General features: G+C 54.4%; 16 protein-coding genes. 12 read left to right on the top strand and 4 right to left on the bottom strand.

Annotation, left to right across the window (positions count from 1 at the left end; translation table 11 throughout):
* Positions 1-482 precede the first annotated feature (482 nt).
* Positions 483-2,273, bottom strand: coding sequence for an oligoendopeptidase F (gene pepF / locus ACI5FR_RS28360; protein WP_405460790.1), 1,791 nt, complete (start codon positions 2,271-2,273; stop codon positions 483-485).
* 278 nt (positions 2,274-2,551) lie between these two features.
* Positions 2,552-2,734 (bottom strand): hypothetical protein, encoded by a 183-nt coding sequence (locus ACI5FR_RS28355; RefSeq protein WP_405460788.1) that lies wholly within the window; start codon positions 2,732-2,734, stop codon positions 2,552-2,554.
* A gap of 271 nt (positions 2,735-3,005) precedes the next feature.
* Between ACI5FR_RS28355 and ACI5FR_RS28350 the strand changes: the two genes are divergently transcribed.
* The 10 genes from ACI5FR_RS28350 to ACI5FR_RS28305 all read left to right on the top strand — a co-directional run bounded on the left by ACI5FR_RS28350 (position 3,006) and on the right by ACI5FR_RS28305 (position 15,246).
* Positions 3,006-4,733, top strand: a complete 1,728-nt coding sequence (locus ACI5FR_RS28350; RefSeq protein ID WP_405460787.1) for an ABC transporter ATP-binding protein — start codon at positions 3,006-3,008, stop codon at positions 4,731-4,733.
* A gap of 111 nt (positions 4,734-4,844) precedes the next feature.
* Positions 4,845-5,597, top strand: coding sequence for a MerR family transcriptional regulator (locus tag ACI5FR_RS28345; protein WP_405460785.1), 753 nt, complete (start codon positions 4,845-4,847; stop codon positions 5,595-5,597).
* Positions 5,598-5,708: 111 nt separating this feature from the next.
* On the top strand, positions 5,709-6,443 hold the full coding sequence (locus ACI5FR_RS28340) for a class I SAM-dependent methyltransferase (protein ID WP_405460784.1): 735 nt from the start codon (positions 5,709-5,711) through the stop codon (positions 6,441-6,443).
* 260 nt (positions 6,444-6,703) lie between these two features.
* Positions 6,704-8,881, top strand: coding sequence for a helix-turn-helix domain-containing protein (locus ACI5FR_RS28335; protein ID WP_405460783.1), 2,178 nt, complete (start codon positions 6,704-6,706; stop codon positions 8,879-8,881).
* A gap of 192 nt (positions 8,882-9,073) precedes the next feature.
* Positions 9,074-10,012, top strand: a complete 939-nt coding sequence (locus tag ACI5FR_RS28330; RefSeq protein WP_405460782.1) for an ABC transporter permease — start codon at positions 9,074-9,076, stop codon at positions 10,010-10,012.
* Positions 10,013-10,028: 16 nt separating this feature from the next.
* The gene (locus ACI5FR_RS28325) at positions 10,029-10,889 is read left to right on the top strand and encodes a carbohydrate ABC transporter permease (protein ID WP_405460780.1); all 861 of its coding nucleotides are present in this window, start codon (positions 10,029-10,031) and stop codon (positions 10,887-10,889) included.
* A 59-nt stretch (positions 10,890-10,948) separates the two neighbouring features.
* A complete protein-coding gene (locus ACI5FR_RS28320; RefSeq protein ID WP_405460779.1) occupies positions 10,949-12,514 on the top strand; it encodes an extracellular solute-binding protein in 1,566 nt (521 codons plus the stop codon).
* Between the two features lie 55 nt (positions 12,515-12,569).
* Entirely contained in the window at positions 12,570-13,625 is a 1,056-nt protein-coding gene (locus tag ACI5FR_RS28315; RefSeq protein ID WP_405460777.1) for an amidohydrolase family protein, read from the top strand.
* A 15-nt stretch (positions 13,626-13,640) separates the two neighbouring features.
* Entirely contained in the window at positions 13,641-14,027 is a 387-nt protein-coding gene (locus tag ACI5FR_RS28310; protein WP_405460775.1) for a Rieske (2Fe-2S) protein, read from the top strand.
* 130 nt (positions 14,028-14,157) lie between these two features.
* Positions 14,158-15,246 carry a sulfate permease gene (locus tag ACI5FR_RS28305; protein ID WP_405460774.1) on the top strand — a complete coding sequence of 363 codons (1,089 nt, stop codon included), beginning with the start codon at positions 14,158-14,160 and terminating at the stop codon, positions 15,244-15,246.
* Positions 15,247-15,718: 472 nt separating this feature from the next.
* Here the strand turns inward: ACI5FR_RS28305 and ACI5FR_RS28300 are convergent, their stop codons facing one another.
* Positions 15,719-15,985, bottom strand: coding sequence for a hypothetical protein (locus ACI5FR_RS28300; protein WP_405460772.1), 267 nt, complete (start codon positions 15,983-15,985; stop codon positions 15,719-15,721).
* A gap of 221 nt (positions 15,986-16,206) precedes the next feature.
* Here ACI5FR_RS28300 and ACI5FR_RS28295 point away from each other — a divergent pair, with 221 nt between their 5' ends.
* Positions 16,207-17,355, top strand: a complete 1,149-nt coding sequence (locus tag ACI5FR_RS28295) for a Gfo/Idh/MocA family protein (protein WP_405460771.1) — start codon at positions 16,207-16,209, stop codon at positions 17,353-17,355.
* Between the two features lie 51 nt (positions 17,356-17,406).
* Here the strand turns inward: ACI5FR_RS28295 and ACI5FR_RS28290 are convergent, their stop codons facing one another.
* Positions 17,407-18,180, bottom strand: coding sequence for a YheC/YheD family protein (locus tag ACI5FR_RS28290; protein WP_405460770.1), 774 nt, complete (start codon positions 18,178-18,180; stop codon positions 17,407-17,409).
* Positions 18,181-18,379: 199 nt separating this feature from the next.
* Here ACI5FR_RS28290 and ACI5FR_RS28285 point away from each other — a divergent pair, with 199 nt between their 5' ends.
* Positions 18,380-19,186 (top strand): DUF6492 family protein, encoded by an 807-nt coding sequence (locus ACI5FR_RS28285; RefSeq protein WP_405460768.1) that lies wholly within the window; start codon positions 18,380-18,382, stop codon positions 19,184-19,186.
* The last annotated feature ends 93 nt before the right edge of the window (positions 19,187-19,279 follow it).

Raw genomic sequence — 19,279 nt, 5'->3', positions numbered from 1 at the left:
CTCCTCAAGCAAAACCGACCGATTATTGCTTCCCTTCAGCTAGCCTATCGAGGGCATTTCCACTTTTAATCTTGCGCCACCTAAGTAGTAACGGTTAGCCTTACAATGACGGCAGAATCGAAGGATTTACCCGCGAAATTGTAAGGCTGGTTGGCTTAATTGTAAACTTAGGTTAACAACAACGAAAACAACAAACAGCACGCCTCCCAACGAGAGAGGCGTGCCTGACTTGCTCTTAATACTACAACTCCCCCACAGAAGCTGGGGAAGGACCTCGAAGCGAGGCGGAGAACCGAAGTGGAGAGTGAGAAGAATACTTGCCGGCGAGTTTTGGCTTGAAGCTCCATACCACTAGCAAAATCATAAGAAGGAGCTTCAAACAAGATGTTTGAGCAAAGGCAAGTGTCTTCTCACTCGGAACGGCTGCGGCTCTCCATCACTGTCGCTTGACCCTGAACGGCACCCGCTTTTTTTCGTCGTGCCTACTGCACCAGCTTCTCCATCTCCTCGATCAGGCCCTGGAACACGCTCATAGCCTGACGAATCGGCTCAGGCGAAGACATGTCGACGCCCGCGCGCTTCAAGATCTCGATCGAGAAGTCGCTGCCGCCGCTCTTCAGGAAGCCGAGGTAGCGGTCGACGGCCGGCTGGCCTTCGTCCAGAATTTGCTTCGAGAAGCTCGTCGCCGCCGAGAAGCCGGTCGCATACTTGAACACGTAGAAGCTGTTGTAGAAATGAGGGATGCGCGCCCATTCCATCTCGATATCCTGGTCGACGACCATCGCATTCCCGTGATATTGCTTATTGAGGTCGTAATAAATCTTGCTCAGATCTTGATGCGTCAGCGATTCGCCGGCTTCCGCTTTCTCGTGAACGATTTTCTCGAACTCCGCGAACATCGTCTGCCGGAACACGGTCGTCCGGAACTGGTCGGCGTAGTATGTGAGCAGGTACATTTTTTCCTTCGGATCGGTCGACTTCTTCAGCATATAATCCATCAGCAGCGCTTCGTTGAGCGTGGAAGCCACCTCGGCGAGGAAAATCGTATACTGCGCGTCCCGATAGTTCTGATTGGCATCGGACAAGTAAGAATGGATCGCATGGCCCATCTCGTGCGTCAAGGTGAACATGCTGTTCAAGTTGTCCTTGTGGTTCAGCAGCACATAAGGGTGCGTACCGTATGCGCCCCAGCTGTAAGCGCCGCTGCGTTTGCCTTCATTCTCGTAAACGTCGATCCAGCCGTTCGTGAAGCCGTCCTTCAGGATCTCGCGATATTTCTCGCCCAGCGGCTTGACGCTCTCCATGACGGTCTTCTTGGCGTCCTCGAACGTGATGTCCATCTTGTACTCCTCCACGAGGGGAGCGAACAGATCGTACATATGCAGCTCGTCGACCTTGAGCAGCTTCTTCCGCAATTCCATATAACGGTGGAGGAGCGGAAGGCTCTCATGGATCGTGGCGATCAGGTTCGTATACACGCTGACCGGAATATTGTCGCCGTACAGCGTCGCCTCCAGGGCGGACGGGTATTTGCGAGCTTTGGAGTAAAATAAATTTTTTGTTACATTCGCGTTTAAGGTCGAGGCGAGCGTGTTCTTTTGCTTCGCATATGTGGCGTACATCGCCTTGAAGGCGGCTTCGCGCACTTCGCGCTTCGGGCTCTCCAGGAACTGAATGTAGCGGCCGTGCGTCAGCTCGACCTCTTCGCCTTGCTCGTTCTTCACCTTCGGGAACTTCATGTCGGCATTGTTGATCATGCCGAAGATGGTGCTCGGCGCCGACGACAGGTTGCCGACCTGAGCCATCAGCGCTTCCTCGGCCTTGGACAGGATGTGCGGCTTTTGGCGCAGCATGTCTTCCAGCGTCTTCTTGTATTCGCTGAGCTCTGGATTAACGACCATTGCCTTCAGCTCCTCGTCGGACAGGGCGAGAATTTCCGGCGTAATGAACGATGTCGCTTCCCCTACTTCGACGCTAAGTTTTTTGGATTTTTCGGAGAGCGCTTGATATGTGGCGTCCGCCATATCTTCATGATGCTTCATGTTGGCGTATACGTACAGACGCTCGGTATGTAGGGAGATGTCGTCGTCGAGCTTGAAGCACGCTTTGACGGCGTTCGCATCCTTCAATTTGCCTTCGAACTGGCCGACTTGCTTCAGCAGAGACTTTACTTCCTCGTACTCGGCGTCCCACTGCTTCTGGCTGGCGAACAAATCTTCAACCTTCCAGCGGTGTTCCTTCGCAACCTCCGAACGCTTCAATACTTGATTCATAGGTACCCTCCTAGTGGATAATTTCGGTAATCCTTGGGAAGCTGCATCCTGCGTGGCTTGAACGGATGAGACCGGCCAGGCGGCGGCCGACAGGGAGACAGAGAGCAGGGACAGGGTCAGGGCGGCGGGCAACAGTTTCATGAGTGTTGGTGCTCCTCGGCTCCGTAGTCTTTATTCGGGGCCCCGCGGGACAGGCCGGATCATCATCCAGGCCAGCTACCTGTGCGGGGACAGTTTCCCTAGTATGACCGCCGGAGCGCGTCCTTATGAAAAGTTTGCTAGCCGAACGAACCGATCATGCTGTAGAGCAGCAGGAAAAACGAACAGCTCACGAGCAGGATCGCGATCAAGGCCATGAACCGTCTCAGCTGAGGCGGGATCGTGTCCCGCGACAGGATCAAGACGAGTGCCAGCGAGAAAGACACGATCGTGAACAAAATAACCGATCCGGTGTCGAGCACAGCCCATCCTCCTTCTTCTCCATCCTTGCATTCCATTCTCCACGAGCGCGCCGAATTCCTTTTTTACACCGGTTGTTACCGATTTCTTACTAACATATGATGGCGGTGTCAATATATTATACCGTGCGGCCAAGCCGATGCAAGTCGGAGAACGGCTACAACGGTTTTCTCCCTTGACGGTACAAGGACAGCCCGCTACGATGGAACAATAGTAAGAATCCGCATAAGAGCTGACCTACAAATGTGTAGGATGAAGGAGGCAGTTCCCCCGTTGTTGAAACGATTTTTTACGTATTATGTTCCTCACACCCGGTTATTCGTCCTTGACTTTACGTGCGCGATCGTAGCGGCACTGCTCGAGCTCGCCTTCCCGCTCTCCGTGCAGTGGATGATCGATTCGCTGCTCCCGACCGGCCGATGGTCGACCATTACGGCAGCCGGCGCCGGCTTGCTCACACTATACCTGGTCAGCATGGGGCTGCAGTTCGTGGTGAACTATTGGGGCCACAAGCTCGGCATCAACATCGAGACCGACATGCGTCAGCAGCTGTTCAGCCATGTTCAGAAACTATCGTTCCGCTTCTTCGACAATACGAAGACGGGCCATGTGATGTCGCGCCTCACGAACGATCTGTTCGATATCGGCGAGATGGCGCATCACGGTCCGGAAGATTTCTTCATTGCCTGCATGACGTTCGCCGGAGCCTTCGGGATTATGCTGACGGTCAATTGGCAGCTCGCCGTCATCACGTTCCTCGTCGTGCCGGTGCTCGTCTGGCTGATCGTCTATTTCAATAAAAAGCTGAACGCTGCCGCGACCCAGATGTTCTCTACGATCGCAGACGTGAACGCCCGCGTGGAAGACAGTGTAGCCGGCATCCGGGTCGTGAAGTCGTTCGGCAACGAGTCGTTCGAGGAATCGCGGTTCCGCACGAACAACGCCGCCTTCCGCCTGGCGAAGCTGCGGTCGTACCTCGCGATTTCATTCAGCTCCTCCGGCATATACATGCTGACCCGGCTCATTTCGCTGATCGTGCTGATCTGCGGAGCGTGGTTCGCCTATCAGGAGAAGCTGAGCTACGGCGAGCTCGTCGGCTTCCTGCTCTACGTGAACATTTTCCTGAAGCCGATCGACAAGATCAACGCCCTGATGGAGAACTATCCGAAGGGGATGGCCGGGTTCAAGCGGTTCTGCGACCTGCTTGACACCGAGCCCGACGTGGTCGACGCACCGGACGCGATCGAGGTGAAGCAGCTGCGGGGCAACATCCGGTTCGATCAAGTCACGTTCGGTTACGAGAATCATACGAAGGTGCTGAGCCGCGTCGATCTGAGCATCCGCGAAGGGGAGACGGTGGCGTTCGTCGGGCCGTCCGGCGCCGGAAAATCGACGCTGTGCAGCTTGATCCCGCGCTTCTACGAAGTCGACGAAGGCGTGATCTCGATCGACGGCCTCGACATCCGCCGCATGACGCAGCGCTCGCTGCGGTCGCACATCGGCATCGTGCAGCAGGACGTCTTCCTGTTCAACGGCACAATGCGCGAGAACATTGCCTACGGCCGGCTCGGCGCGAGCGACGCAGACATCCTCGAGGCCGCCCGCCGGGCGCATCTCGGCGCGCTCATCGACTCGCTGCCGGACGGCCTCGACACGCTCATCGGCGAGCGCGGCTTCAAGCTGTCGGGCGGCCAGCGCCAGCGGCTCGCGATCGCGCGCATGTTCCTGAAGAATCCGCCGATCCTGATTCTGGACGAAGCGACGTCTGCCCTCGATACCGAGACAGAGGCGGTCATCCAGCAGTCGCTCGAGGAGCTCGCGGTGAACCGGACGACACTCATCATCGCTCACCGGCTCGCGACGATCCGCCATGCGGACCGCATCGTCGTCGTCACCGAGGAAGGCGTCGAGGAGCAGGGCACGCACGAACAGCTCATGGCGGCGGACGGCGTGTACGCCCGGCTGCACCGCGCACAGTTCGCGGCATTGGTCGAGGCGTGATAATAGCAAGAAGGGGGAGTCCGTGGGGACTCTCCTTTTTTTCGGAAAAAATCGTCTTGACTCTCCTCTTAGGGGAGACTTTAAGCTACATAAGGAAAGGAGGGATGAGCCGTGTTGTACACGGTAAAAGAAGTGTCGGAACTGTCCAACGTTACGGTCAAAACGCTTCATTATTATCACAAGATCGGTCTCCTCATGCCGAGCAAGGTAAGCGAAGCCGGATACCGGTTGTACGAAACGAAACAGTTGGAACGTCTGCAAGAGATTTTATTTTTCAGAGAATTGGATTTCTCCTTGGATCAAATTAAGGAAATGTTGGAACATGATGCGGACCGGTTATCCATTCTTTCCCGGCAGGAGGAATGGATGCTGAGTCGCAAACTTAGGCTGGATACCATCGTTCAGACGTTGCGTAAATCCATAGCCAGTATACGGGGAGGGAAAACTATGGATAAAAATGAAATGTTCAAGGGTTTTGAAAACGAGGAGGCGTGGAACAAAGCGCTAGCCGAGCAAAATGAATATTTGAAGGAATCTTATGGGATGGAGCCTGTAAAGGTTGCCCCGGCGGATGTTGAGGAATTAAACGAACAAGCGGTCGAAGCTATGACCTTCATGAATCAAATGGCAGCCTCATTACGGGAGGGCATTAAGCATAACGATGAAGCAGTAGTGAGTAGGATTCGTTGTCATCTTGAGTTTATGAATAGGCACGGGCATAAGATTTCGGCTAAAGACTTTGCAGATCAGACGCGATTTTTTCTAAGCGATGACTTTCATCTTAAGATGCTCGAAGGTCAGCAAACCGGGTTGGCTTATTATGTTTCAGCTGCGGCAGAGTTTTACATGGCATCGAACCCATAGAATGGAATCATTTGCTGGTTGAATTTGATTATACAAATGTTTCACCTGGTAAGCGGATTTACTGTTTATCATAATTATTATGGTATACGAACCATTAGGGGTGTCTGAATGATGAAGCAAAACAAATATGATGATGTGAATTTTTATTCGGCGTATGAAAAAATGCCGCGTTCAGTGAAAGGTCTAGAAGGAGCAGGGGAATGGCATGTATTGCAAGCTTTATTACCGGATTTGCGAAATAAGAGTGTCCTGGATTTGGGTTGCGGTTTTGGGTGGCATTGCCGATATGCTCGTGAGCAGCAAGCAAGTTCCGTGGTAGGAGTAGACATATCCGAGAAAATGCTTCAAAAAGCCCGTGAACTTACGGATGACCCTTTGATTACGTTTATCCAATCGCCGATTGAAGACATCCGTTTTTCAGAAGCGCAATTTGACGTGGTTATCAGTTCATTAGCCTTTCACTACATGGAGTCTTTTGAAGCTATCTGCAACAAGGTATATAGTTGCCTAAAAGCAAAAGGGGCCTTTATATTTTCCGTTGAACATCCAATTTTCACTTGCCGAGCCGAACAAGATTGGTATTATGATGACCAAAGAAATCGTCTGCATTGGGCGGTCGATACCTACCAAAATGAGGGGGTTCGTGAAACAGCATTTCTAACTGATAACGTGATAAAATATCACCGAACGTTTTCGACCTACATGAATAACTTAATTAACGCTGGTTTCAGTATTAAAGCGGTGAAAGAACCAGCTCCTTCCGAGGAAATGCTGCAAACCATTCCTGAAATGAAGGATGAATTGCGAAGACCCATGTTTTTAATTATATCAGCCGAAAAGCTCTGAGCCTCTCCATCAGTAAGCATCACGCGACACTCATCCGTGTTATGAAACTGTAACGGGGAACTTTAGCTGAATCAACCGCCTCCAAAAAAAGGCGGTTTTTCTTTTGGAGTAAATCAATAAGATATAACATAAGTCACGGTAGTACACGCCATGAAATAAAACGCCAAAAATATTAGAAGTAATTGAAGTATTATTACCAGATATGTCTTATAATGATCTTTAGAAGTGGAAACGGTTTCAATAACAGGGGGCTAAACGGGATGTCGATCTCCAAGGTGCGCAAGTTTCGGCTCGCATTATTTTGGCGGCTGTTCGCCAACTACTTCATCGTCATTCTCGTTCCGGTTATTGTCGCGAGTATGCTGGCGCATTTCCTGGTTGTCCGGACGATCGAGAAGGATGCGGAGAAGCTGAACGACGTCATCATCAGTCATTTCTCCGATCAGACCGATACCGCTCTGAACGCGCTCAAGGTGCAGATGATCAACATGCTCAGCTCGAGCAACGTCTCGAGTCTGCTGCGCATGGCGAACGAGTCCCGTGATAACCCGCAGCGCACCGAGCATGTCTACTCGCTCCGAGAACAGCTCACGAAGCTGCAGGCGGATCAGCTGGTGTCGAAAGCGTTCATGGTGCTCGCCGAGCGCGATCTGGTGATTGACGTAGACATCTACACGGACAAAAGGTACTTCTTCGAGAAGTACTACCCTCAGCCGGCGGACGGGAGTGCAGCCTATCTCGCGAACTTCAACGGCAAGAAGATGATGGACTTCGTCGACCGGGACCCGTACGGCTTGTCGGCTGTAATGAGCTATCCGTTCAATACCGAAAAACCGGAAGTGTACCTCGTCGTCGTCTTCAACCAGGCCAAGCTGGGCGAGCTTATCAGCATCCCGGAGCAGTGGGTGACCGGTACCGCAATCGCGAGCAGCACGGGCCGCATCCTGAACCAGTATGGACTGAACGAGAAAGAGATCGGCGCCGTGCTGGAGCATACCCGCAGCAATTCCGCCGGCTCCGAATTTCTGGTGACCGATGAAGCGGCGCTCTCGCTCGTGAAGTCGCGTTTCGACGACTCGTGGTATTATGTCACGATCGCGGACTTGCGCACGCTTATGAAGCCGGCTCATATAACGCGCATGATCAGTTGGGCGTTCCTCGTCTTCTTCGTCGTGGTGGGAAGCTTCGTCTCCTACTACTTGAGCCGTCGGGTGTACCGGCCGATCAAGGAAATTACCGAGGAGAACAAGGAGCTGTCCCAGCGGGTGAGCGGCATGTTCCCCGTCGTACAGGAGCAGTTCATCGCCAAAATCATCCATGGCGAATTCCGCGACGAGCTGTCGATCGAATATTACGCGAGGGAGATTCATTTCGCCTATCAGAAGCATGCGCAGCGCACGGTTCTGTGCGTCGCCTTCCATTACAACGCGGCCGAATACGAGCAGCTGTCCGAGACGACGAAGTCGTTCATGCTCGTGGAGCTGCGGGAACGGCTGTTCAAGTCGACGCCGTCGGTCATCTGGCTGTGCCAGACGAAGCCGGACGTGCTCGCTTGCGTCGTACAGCACGACCCGTTCCTGCACTTCGGCGCGGAGGAAGCCGCGAACATCGTCAGCGTCGTGCTGGAGTCGTACAGCCGCTACTTCAAGTCGACCGTCGGCATCGGGAAGACGGTGAACGCGATGGAGGAGCTGCACGAATCTTACTCGCAGGCGCTTGCGGTGCTGCAGAACCGAGGGCTCGACGCGGACGTGGAGATTTGCCGGAGCCCTACGGTGTGGGAGAAGACCCAGTGGGAGAGCTTCCTGTCGGTCCAGGACGTGAGCCGCATCATGAACCAATACAAGACGCGGGAATACGACCTGCTGCTGCAGTTCGTCCTCCATATGCTCGAGGAAGGCAGCCGCAAGCGCGCTCCCGCCATTCAGGTCAAGTATTGGTGCACGGACGTGCTTAACACATGGATCCGGGCGATCGAGTCCGAGCAGCACGACTTCAACGTGCCGTTCTTCTCCAGCCTGTTCGAGCGGCTGAACCGGTGCATGACGTGGGAGGAGCTGCGGAGCTGCTTCCAGGACATCCACGCGGCGCTGTTCCGGACCGAGGAGCCCGATGGGCGGGCCCAGCAATTTTCCGATATTTTGGCGTATATTCATGAGCACTACAACGAAGAGCTGTCGATCGAATATTTCGCCGGGCTGATGAACATGTCGAACGGGCATTTCAGCCGAACGTTCAAGGAAGAGGTCGGGGAGAAGTACGTGGAGTATATAGCGAAATACCGGCTCAAGATGGCAAAGCAATATTTGCTCGAGACCGACCTGCGAATCGACGATATAGCGGAACGGATCGGCTACTGGGGGCGCAACTCCTTCATCCGTACGTTTCGCAAATATGAAGGCATAACGCCGGCCCAGTATCGCTCCATTCACCAGTAAACGGACAGAGACTTCATTTTTTCCGAAGTCTCTTTTTTTTCCTCAGGAATTCGTCCGATGCCCGCCGAACCGCGCCGCAATGCGTCGGCAAAAATGGAGACGTCCTGCAATTATGCATGCTTTACGGGGAAGGCCGGGGTTCGCTATAGTTAAGCCACACCAATTGAAAACGCTATCAGGAGGAGGCGGAACATGCTGCAACAGACAAGTACGATCCGTAAAAAGCATATCGGGCACATGCTGTGGAAGCACAAGGCATTGTACCTGCTTATGCTGCCTGGGATTCTGTACTACATCATTTTCAAATACGCGCCGATGTACGGAGTCATTATCGCGTTCCAGGATTATTCGATGGGCCGCGGCATATTAGGCAGCAAATTCGTGGGCCTGAAGCATTTCATCGAATTCTTCTATGTGAATCCGGATTCGTGGAAGCTCGTCCGCAATACGATCATGCTGAACGTCTACGACCTGCTGTTCCACTTCCCGGCTCCGATTATCCTGGCGCTCTTGTTCCACGAGCTGAGGAACAAGATGTTCAAGCGGTTCGTCCAGAGCATCAGCTACATGCCCCATTTTCTCTCGACGGTCGTCATCGCGGGCATTCTCGTCACCTTCCTGTCCCCTCAGACCGGGATTATCAATTTGCTCCTGGTGAAGCTGTTCGGGATCGAGCCGATTTTCTTCCTCGGTCAGCCGGGCTGGTTCCGTACGATCTACGTCAGCTCGGAGATTTGGCAGAAGGTTGGCTGGGGGACGATTCTGTACCTCGCCGCGATCGCGGGCATCGACCCGACGCTGTATGAAGCGGCCAAGATGGACGGCGCAAACCGGTTTCAGCAGATGCGCCATATCACGTTCGTCGGCATGGTGCCGGTTATGATCATTCTGTTCGTGCTGACGCTTGGGCATTTCATGGAAACCGGCTTCCAGAAAATCCTGCTGATCTACAATTCGATGAATTACGAGACGTCGGACGTTATCAACACGTTCGTGTACCGGCGCGGGATTCTGGACGCGGACTTCAGCTTCGCCACCGCGGTCGGGCTGTTCCAGTCGGCGATCGGCCTCGTTCTCGTCGTAGGGGCCAACCGGATCGCGCGGCGCTACTCGGAGACGAGTCTATGGTAGGAAGGAGGGGGCATCCATGAAAATCAAATCGACCGTCGGCTCGCGTATTTTCGATACGTTCAACATCCTGTTCATGCTCGTGCTCATCTGCGTCATGGTTTATCCGATGGTGTACGTGCTCAGCGCGTCCATCAGCGACAACGCCCAAGTGGCGAGCGGCAAAGTGTTGCTGCTGCCGAAGGATGTGACCCTCGTCGCCTACGAGCAGCTGGTGAAAAATCCGGATCTGTGGGTCAGCTATTGGAACACGATACGCTACACCGCGGTTCACGTCGTGCTTACGCTGATCGCCACCGCGGCCATGGCGTACCCGCTCGCCAAGAAGTGGCTGCCCGGGCGCCGGCTCATTCTCGTGTTGTGCGCATTCACGCTGTTGTTCAGCGGAGGGATGATTCCTACGTTCCTCGTCGTGCAGAAGCTCGGCATCCTGAACACGATCTGGGCGATCGTTCTGCCCACCATGATCAGTACCTGGTATTTGTTCATTATGAGGACGTTCTTTGAGGCGCTGCCCGAAGAGCTGGAGGATGCGGCGACAATCGACGGCTGTTCCTCGTTCCAAGTGCTGCTGCGCATCGTAATCCCGCTCTCAATGCCGGTGATGGCGACGATCGGCCTGTTCACCGCCGTGAACCAGTGGAATGCATTCTTCGACGCGCTCATCTACATGAACGACCGCTCGATGTACCCGCTGCAGATCATGCTGCGCAACATCCTCGTAGCCGGCTCGACGATCCAGGCTGAGGGCGATCTGAGTCTTATGCAGACGATGAAATACGCGATCATCATCATCGCCACATTGCCGATTCTGTGCGTGTACCCGTTCATCCAGAAATATTTCGTCCAGGGCACGATGATCGGCGGCATCAAAGGATAGTTCTAGATTCTCCGGAATCTAACGCTATAGAGCACTTATAATCTCAGGGAGGGTAACGCATGAAAAAAACGTTGGCACTCACACTCACCACGGTACTGCTAGGAGGGCTGGTCGCAGCGTGCTCCAATGATTCGGGCAAAGCGCCGGCGGCAAGCGGCGACACGAAGAAGCCCGATGAGACGAAGAAGCCGATCACATTCTCATGGCTGGCTTACGACCGGCCGGAAGGCAAGGTGCGCACGGACTGGGAGATCTTCAAGGAGATCGAAGCGAAGACCGGCGTCAAGGTAGATTTCCAAGTGGTGAGTCAGGAAGGGCTGAAGGAGAAAAAGCAAATCATGATCGCGACGAACGCGGTCACGGACTTCATCCAAGTCGACACGCTGGAAGGCCGTCAATACGGGCCGGATAAAGTGTTCCTGAACCTGAAGGATTACCTGGACAAAGCGCCGAACTTGAAAAAGTTTTACGAGAAATATCCCGAAGCCAAAGCGGTCGCAACCGGATTCGACGGCGGCATCTATACGGTGCCGGTCATCGAGGGCGATGCGGAAGGGAAAGGGTTCAACTTCATCTGGTACGCGCGCAAGGACATCATGGATAAGTACTCGCTGAAGGCGCCGACCAATCTGGACGAGTTTTATACATTCCTGAAGACGCTGAAGGAGAAGCAGCCGGATACTTACCCGCTGATCAACAACGCGCTCGTCGGCGATACGGGCCTGTTCACGACGTTCGGCCGGGCGTTCACTGGGATTCACGGGTTCTTCAACCTGGATCCGTCGACCGACAAATACGCGTTCGCTCCGGCGCACAAAGGCTACAAGGACTCGCTGATCTACCTGAACAAGCTGTACAACGAGAAGCTGCTCGATCCCGAATTTTCGATCATCACCCAAGCGCAATGGGAGGAGCGGATTCTTCGGGGCAAATCGCTCGTCACCTACTTCTGGAAGGCGGATCTGGAGACGCTCATGGACAAAGGGAAGAAGGCCGGCGCTCCCGACTACACGCTTGGCGCGATCCCTCAGTTCGCCGCCTCCGGCATCAAAAACTATCAATTCTCTCGTCCGGTTGTAGGCGCGGCGGGCCGGGCGATCTCGGCCAAGGTGAAGGACAAGGACCGGGCCGTTCAGTTCCTCGATTACCTGGTGAGCGAGGAAGGGTCCAATTACTTGGCGCTCGGCATCGAAGGCAAGACGTATATGAAGGAGAACGGTAACATCGTCTTCAACAAAGACTTCGGCGCCTCGCCGTTCAACCCGCTTCGCAAGGACTGGGGCGTCTGGTACGACATGATTAACCTGGACAATGCCAAATCCCGCGCGGCATGGGAGTCGAGCCTGAGCGAGAGCGGCAAAGCGATCAACAAGGCTTACGAGTCGTACATCATTCCGGCGCCGAAGCAAATCGTCAAAACGACCGAGGAGCTGGAGCTGGAGAAGTCCAAGCTGAGCGCGCTGAACAAGTTCCTGGAGCAAAAGCTGACCGAGTTCGTAGCCGGCAAGACGCCGATCAACGACAAAACTTATGAGGAGTTCCTCGATCAGGCCAAAAAGCTCGGTTCCGAAGAGCTGCTGAACATGTACAACACCGCTTATACCCGCACGTACGGCAAGAAGTAAGCCCGTATCGCGCGAGGTCTCGCGGCAATCCAGTCTCCCGATAGGAGGGATTCGCATGGCCGAAGCGTTCAAGGTCATTGACGCGGATGTCCATAATGAACAGAACGACAGCGCCCTCGTGCCCTACTTGCCCGAGCCGTGGCGTTCGCGCGTCGCGCAGTCGGGGATCGGCTACTCCGGCTCCGGGTACTACTCGCATGTCGGCGTCATGAAGAAGGACGCCATCCCGCCCGGCGGGGGGAAGGCCGGCTCCGACCCGGACCTGATGATCAAGCAGCTGATCGAGGGGTACAATGTCGAGTATTGCGTGCTGACGGGGGTCGTCTACAACATCTCGACGACCCATGATCCGGACTACGCCGCCGCGATCTGCTCGGCGTACAACGACTTCCTGATCGCCGAATGGCTCGGCCAGCATCGGGCCTTCAAGGGCGCGATGGCCGTAGCGACGCAGGATCCGCATCTCGCGGCCCGCGAGATCGACCGGGTCGGGGGTCATCCGGACATTGTCGAGGTGATGATCTCCAGCGCCGCGCGCTCGCCGCTCGGCCAGCGGGTGTATCACCCGATCTACGAAGCAGCGGAACGCAACGGGCTGCCGGTGGCGCTTCATCCGGGCGCGGAAGGCGGGGGCGGCTCGACCGCCCCTACCGCCGCCGGGTATCCATCCCGCTATATCGAGTGGCATACGTGCTTGTCGCAAATGTTCATGGCCCATCTCGTCAGCATGGTGACGGAAGGGATCTTCGAGAAATTCCCGCGGCTCAAGGTCGTGCTCACCGAGGGCGGGATCGCCTGGCTGCCTCACTTGATGTGGCGGCTCGACAAGAACTACAAGGCGCTTCGGGCGAGCGTCCCGTGGCTCAAGAAGCTGCCCAGCCAGTATATCCGCGAGCACTGCTACGTGACGACCCAGCCGATCGAAGAGCCGGACAATCCGCAGCATATCGTCGACCTGTTCAACATGATCGATGCGGAGAACATGATCTTGTATTCGAGTGACTATCCGCATTGGGACTTCGACTCCCCGACCATGGTTCTGCGGAAGCTTACGCCGGAGCAGAGGCAGAAAATTTTCTACGACAACGCCAAACGGTTGTACAACCTTTAAGCGACGGAGGGCCCTATGACGGTACATTACGTGGCGGATGCGGACGACATCCCTGAAGGCGGCCACACGGTCGTCACGATCGAGGGGCGCAGCATCGGCATCTACCGGGTGCAAGGCGAATATTACGCCCTGCACAACTATTGCCCGCACCAAGGAGCGCCGATGTGCGCCGGTTATGTCTCCGGAACGACGCTGCCCTCGGGCGTCTACGAATACGAATACGGCCGGGCGGGAGAGATTCTCCGCTGCCCGTGGCACGGCTGGGAGTTCGACATTCGGACCGGCAAGTCGCTGTTCAGCGACAAGGTCCGGGTGAGGGCGTACCCCGTACACGTCAAGGACGGCAAGATCGGGGTGGAGCTGGCGCCGCAGTCTTCAAAAGCGTCAGGCGTACATCAGTAGTTCACACAGCCAAGCCCCCGATAGTCGGGGTGTCTTGGCTGTTTAATCATTAAGCACACCATTTCCATTCTGCACATAATATGTTAAAATCTCATTGGAATAGTCGGAAATAAAGGAATGGTGTGTGTTTATGTCCATCACGATTTTTGCCATTTTGATCGCCTTTTTCTTCGCCATGAATATAGGCGCTAGCGGCGCGGCTGCGGCCATGGGGGTCGCGTACGGCAGCGGCGCGATCAAGCGGAGGCGGCTCGCGCTGGTGCTGGTCGCGATCGGCGTGTTCCTGGGGGCTTATCTCGGTGGGGGCGAGGTCGTCAAGACGCTCGGCTCTGGCATCGTCCCGTCGTCCCTGCTCACCGTCCATCTGGTCTTAATCATCCTCGTGTCGGCCACGCTCACGCTGTTCGGCGCCAATCTGCTCGGCATCCCTCTGTCGACCAGCGAAGTGACGGTCGGCGCCGTCATCGGCGTCGGAGTCGCGTATCAGTCTTTATACACGAAGGAAATATTGTGGATCGTGTCCTTTTGGGTCATCATTCCGCTCGTCGCCTTCCTGATCGCATATGGCGCCGGGTATGCGGTTCGCTGGCTGGAGCGGCGGGATGCGCGCTGGAAGGGCGTGGGCTCCGGACGATGGAAGCGGGTGCTGACGCTGCTGGTGATCGGCGCGGGGCTGCTGGAAGCGTTCTCCGCGGGCATGAACAATGTCGCGAACGCCGTCGGGCCTCTGGTAGGCGCGGGCATCATGAGTGCGGAAGCAGGCGTACTGTGGGGCGGCCTGTTCGTCGCGGCCGGTGCGGTGCTGCTCGGCGGGCGGGTGCTGGAGACCAACGGCAAGAAAATTACGAAGCTATCGCTGCTGCAAGGGATCGTGATCTCCAGTACGGGCGGCCTGCTCGTCATTTGGGCCTCGCTTCTCGGCATTCCGGTCCCGCTGACGCAGGTCACGACGACGGCCATCCTCGGCATAGGCACCGCCGACAACGGTTACCGCTTTTGGCAGAAAGGGATCATCCTGAAAATCGTGAAGGTATGGATCGTCTCCCCCGTGCTCTCCCTGGTCGTTTCTTTCACCTTAGTGAAGACTTTCATCGAGCCGTCCCCTTACATTTTGCTCGTGCTGGCTGCGCTATTGGTGGCTGCCCTTGGCGTAAGGAGCTTGTATAAGACAATTCAGTTCGAGAAGCGGTCGTTGAACGAGGAAGGCGCGGGGATCTAACCGCAATGCACAACAGCAAACCCGTCCGGGTCCGGACGGGTTTTGTAACATGGAGAGCTGTTACTCACCTAAGCGAAGGCATCAACCTTTTTACCGCTAACTTGCAAAAGGCGCGAAGAGAGAGCGCTGGCAGTTGGGTAGTAAGGGCAAGTGTTACTACTTAGTTTCAAACCGACTGTATCATGCTCTACCTGACATCCCCAACCCTGAAAACTAGGTGGTGTGAACCAGTAGAGTGATGGGACAACGCTATTCGTCCTGATACGACCTTATCTTGAAAAATAGCGGTTTGTCACAGCGTTATTCATACGCTTTTGCCCAAAAAGAGCCGGTCAAAACGGCATTAAGGTGATGCCGTAACGTTATTTTACCTCAATGGGGTTAATTTCGAGGAGTAACGTTATGCGGCAGCGTTATTTGTATGATTGCAGCAGGCGGTCCGGGTATATCATTCCGATTGCACCCACACTGCTTACACCTCGCGAAACCTCGCTAAGATGCTCAATCGCTCTTCTTCCGTCCCCTGGAACCGCTCCGGGCTGAACCGCTGCTCCGCCCAGTGCATCAGAGCCGGACGGCTAAGAAATTCATGATTGTCTTCGCCCCACTGGTCCGAGATCTCCCGTACGATGATCCGCGTGCCATGAACCTCCACATTGATCATGTTCCATTTATCTTGTTTGTACACTTGTACCTTTTTGATCGAGCCCATCTCGTTTCCCGCTCCATTCCCTGTCATCTGGTAGCATCATATCGCAATCGGACGAGGAAATCAATGATCCGGGCTCATCCGGGCCCACCGACGCGGGGGCAGTCCGGTCAAGGAATCGATATGTTGCTCATTCCATTCTGAATCCCGAACCGTCATTTAGCTGCCCAAAAACTTTGTTAGTTTTGTTATACTATCATTAATTAATTTGGAACTGAGCTCAAAAAAGCTCAAATAAAGGAGTGGGGTTCATGGCGATCAAAGTGGGCATTGCCGGTGCAAGGGGGTTAAGCGCGCTGATGGGGTTTCGCTCCATAGAGGGCGTGGAGGTGACGGCTCTATGCGACCTGGATGCGGACTACCTGGACGCTCAGGCTCGGAAGTACGGCATTCCGCACACGTACCGGATTTTCGAAGACATGCTCGCCACGGACATCGATGCGGTCGTGATCGCCACGCCGATGCAGCTCCATGTCGGCCAGACGATCGCGGCTCTGCAAGCGGGCAAGCATGTGCTGTGCGAGGTGACGGCCGGGGTCACGATGGACGAGCTGTGGTGGTTGAAGGAAACGGTGGAAGCAAGCGACAAGGTGTATATGATGGCGGAGAATTGCTGCTACATTCCGGAGAATCAGATCGTCAACCGCATGGTCGAGGAAGGCTTGTTCGGTACCGTATACTTCGGCGAGGGCGAGTACATTCATGACATCAAAGCGCTTGCCATAGGCAACCGGCGCAATCCGGAGAAGACCAGCCGGACGAAGACGTGGCGCCATTACTGGCAGCTGGGCAAGCGCGGGGCGTTCTATCCGACGCATAGCCTGGGCCCGGTCATGAAATGGTTCAAAGGGGACCGCATCCAATCGATCGCTTGTATGGGTACGGGGTGGCATACCGCACCCGAGTTCCGCCAAGAGGATACAAGCATCACGCTGTGCCAGCTAGAGAGCGGCAAGCTGATCAAGCTTCGCATCGATTGCATCTCCAATCGGCCTATCAATGCCGCCTATTACACGTTGCAGGGAACGGAAGGCTGCTACGAGGCTCCGAGAGGGTTAGGGGACACGCACAAAATATGGCTCCGCTCCATGGGGGACAAGGCCGACCAAGCGAGCTGGAGACCGCTCTCCGACTATACCCGCTACTTGCCGGATCGCTATAAGCAGGCGAGTGCAGAGCAGCAGCAAGCCGAGCATGGGGGCTCGGATTTCTATATCGTGCACGATTTCATCGACGCGATCCGGAACGGCACGCCGCCGGCGGTCGACGTATATGATGCGTGCGAATGGACGGCGGTCGGGCTGCTGTCCGAGCTGTCGGTCATGAACGGCGGACGCGTCATGGAGATGCCGGACTTCCGCGGGGCGAATGCGTACAAGGACCAGATTATTAAGCTGTAAAACGAACAATCCCTTGTTTCCATCGCAGGATGGGAGCAAGGGACCGCTATTTTATCGTACGCGTCTGCCAAGGCGTCTAGCGTACCGATACATTTTCCTATAGATCGATTTGTCCTTCAGCTTGTTGAAGATATAAGGATCGGGGTTCGTGTTGACTTCAATGATCCACGGTTTTAAGTCTTTGCCGACTCCTACATCGATCCCGATCATGTTCATTTTCGGGTACGTTTTGTTCATGGCTTTCGAAATTCGGATGCCCAAGCTTTTTAACTTCCGCGTATAAGCCGCCATTCTCCCATCGCTGTGCAGATGCGGCTTTAATAAAACGCTCAACGGCAGGGGCTTGCCGCCATTGTGAAAATTGGTTACGATTTTTTTCGCTTGAGCCTGCCTTCCAATCACGCCGGTTGCTTCCCATTGCCCCCTCGGATCCTTTTGGACCATCACTCTTATATCGAAGCGTCTATTTTGATATTTTAGTAATTCAATTCCTCGTTGAGCGATGTATAAAATGCGGGATTTCGTTTTTAAGAGCGAGTTATACATCGAATCATAATCTCGGAACGTTCTTACTTTTGTGCCCTTTTGATAACGGTACTTGGCGGTGGAGTCCCTGCCCGATACTCTCTCTACCCGGATCACACCCAAGCCGAACGAGCCGGCGATCGGTTTGACATAGACCATCCGGTATTGTTTCAACATCGCGTACAACGCGGATTTCGTCATAATTCTCGTTTTTGGAATGTACGGTTTGATCTGACTGTGTTTGAGAAGCACTTTCGTTTTTACCCACTTGCTGGGAATGTGCATTCCGGATTTTCTCACTAGCCTACCTCCATCTATTGTCATTTTCAAGCCAGTCAACGGAAGATTCCCATTGATTTTTGCATGGATAATCTAATGTATGTACGAGACCTCTTCCTGTCCTGAGGCATGTAACCTAGCATCTCTTAAAATTTCAAAGTAAACAATTCATGGCGCCAGCATATCCTAATCCTGATACTTGTCAAATGGAGATGAAGCGATGCCAGCCCACGCCCACACTCGATCGAGCAGCTCTATGCCTATAGACGTGCTGATCCCTGCGATCGAAAAAGATTTGGTCACCCTTCCCCACGTAATCGATGCCGTGAAGAAGCATGTGAAACATCCGATCCGCCGAATCCTGATCGTGGCGCCTTATCGAGAAAAAATAGTCGACATGTGCCGGCGAAAAGGGTGTAAATTCATCAATGAAAATACCGTGCTCCCGTTTACGAAAAAAGATATCCATTACCGGTCGAAGAAGTGGGAACGGTCCGGGTGGCTGTTCCAGCAATTGTTGAAATGGAGCGGCGATAAGTTGTGCAAGTCGGACTATTTTCTGGTCATCGACGCCGATACGGTTCTCATCCGGCCTCATGTGTTCCGATCGGGCGGCCGAACGATGTTTTATTGCCGCACTTGGACCCAACCGGAGTATTACCGTACGTATCGCAGGCTGATGAAGAGGAAGCCGACCGCTCCCCTGTCATTCGTCACCCACTACATGCTGTTCAACCGATCGAAGCTCGCCCAGTTAAAAAGGTCCATCGAAGCCAAGCATCAGACGAAATGGTATACCGCGATTCAAAATAGCATGAATAAAGCGAGAAACTACGGGTTCTCCGAGTTTGAAACGTATGGAAATTACATGTATACCCGCAGTCCCGGGGCTCTTGTTCTCAAGAAGGCGTTGAACAAAGGCCTTTCGATGAAATTCTCGCAAGTTTCACCTGATACGATCAAGAAGCTGGCGGCGAAGTATCGTTCGATTTCTTTCCATAAACGAAAAGGGTACGCGAGAAAGTAATGCGCACACGACCATCGGCAAAGAAAATGTTTGCCGGTGGTTTGTTTTTTTCTCCTTGTAATTGGGCGGCAATGGACTTATAATCGGACCTAA

The organism is Paenibacillus sp. HJGM_3, assembly GCF_045062745.1.
Lineage (GTDB): Bacteria > Bacillota > Bacilli > Paenibacillales > NBRC-103111 > Paenibacillus_AA.
Note: the sequence above shows the minus strand (reverse complement) of the source record. Positions and strands in the feature narration are given on the sequence as shown.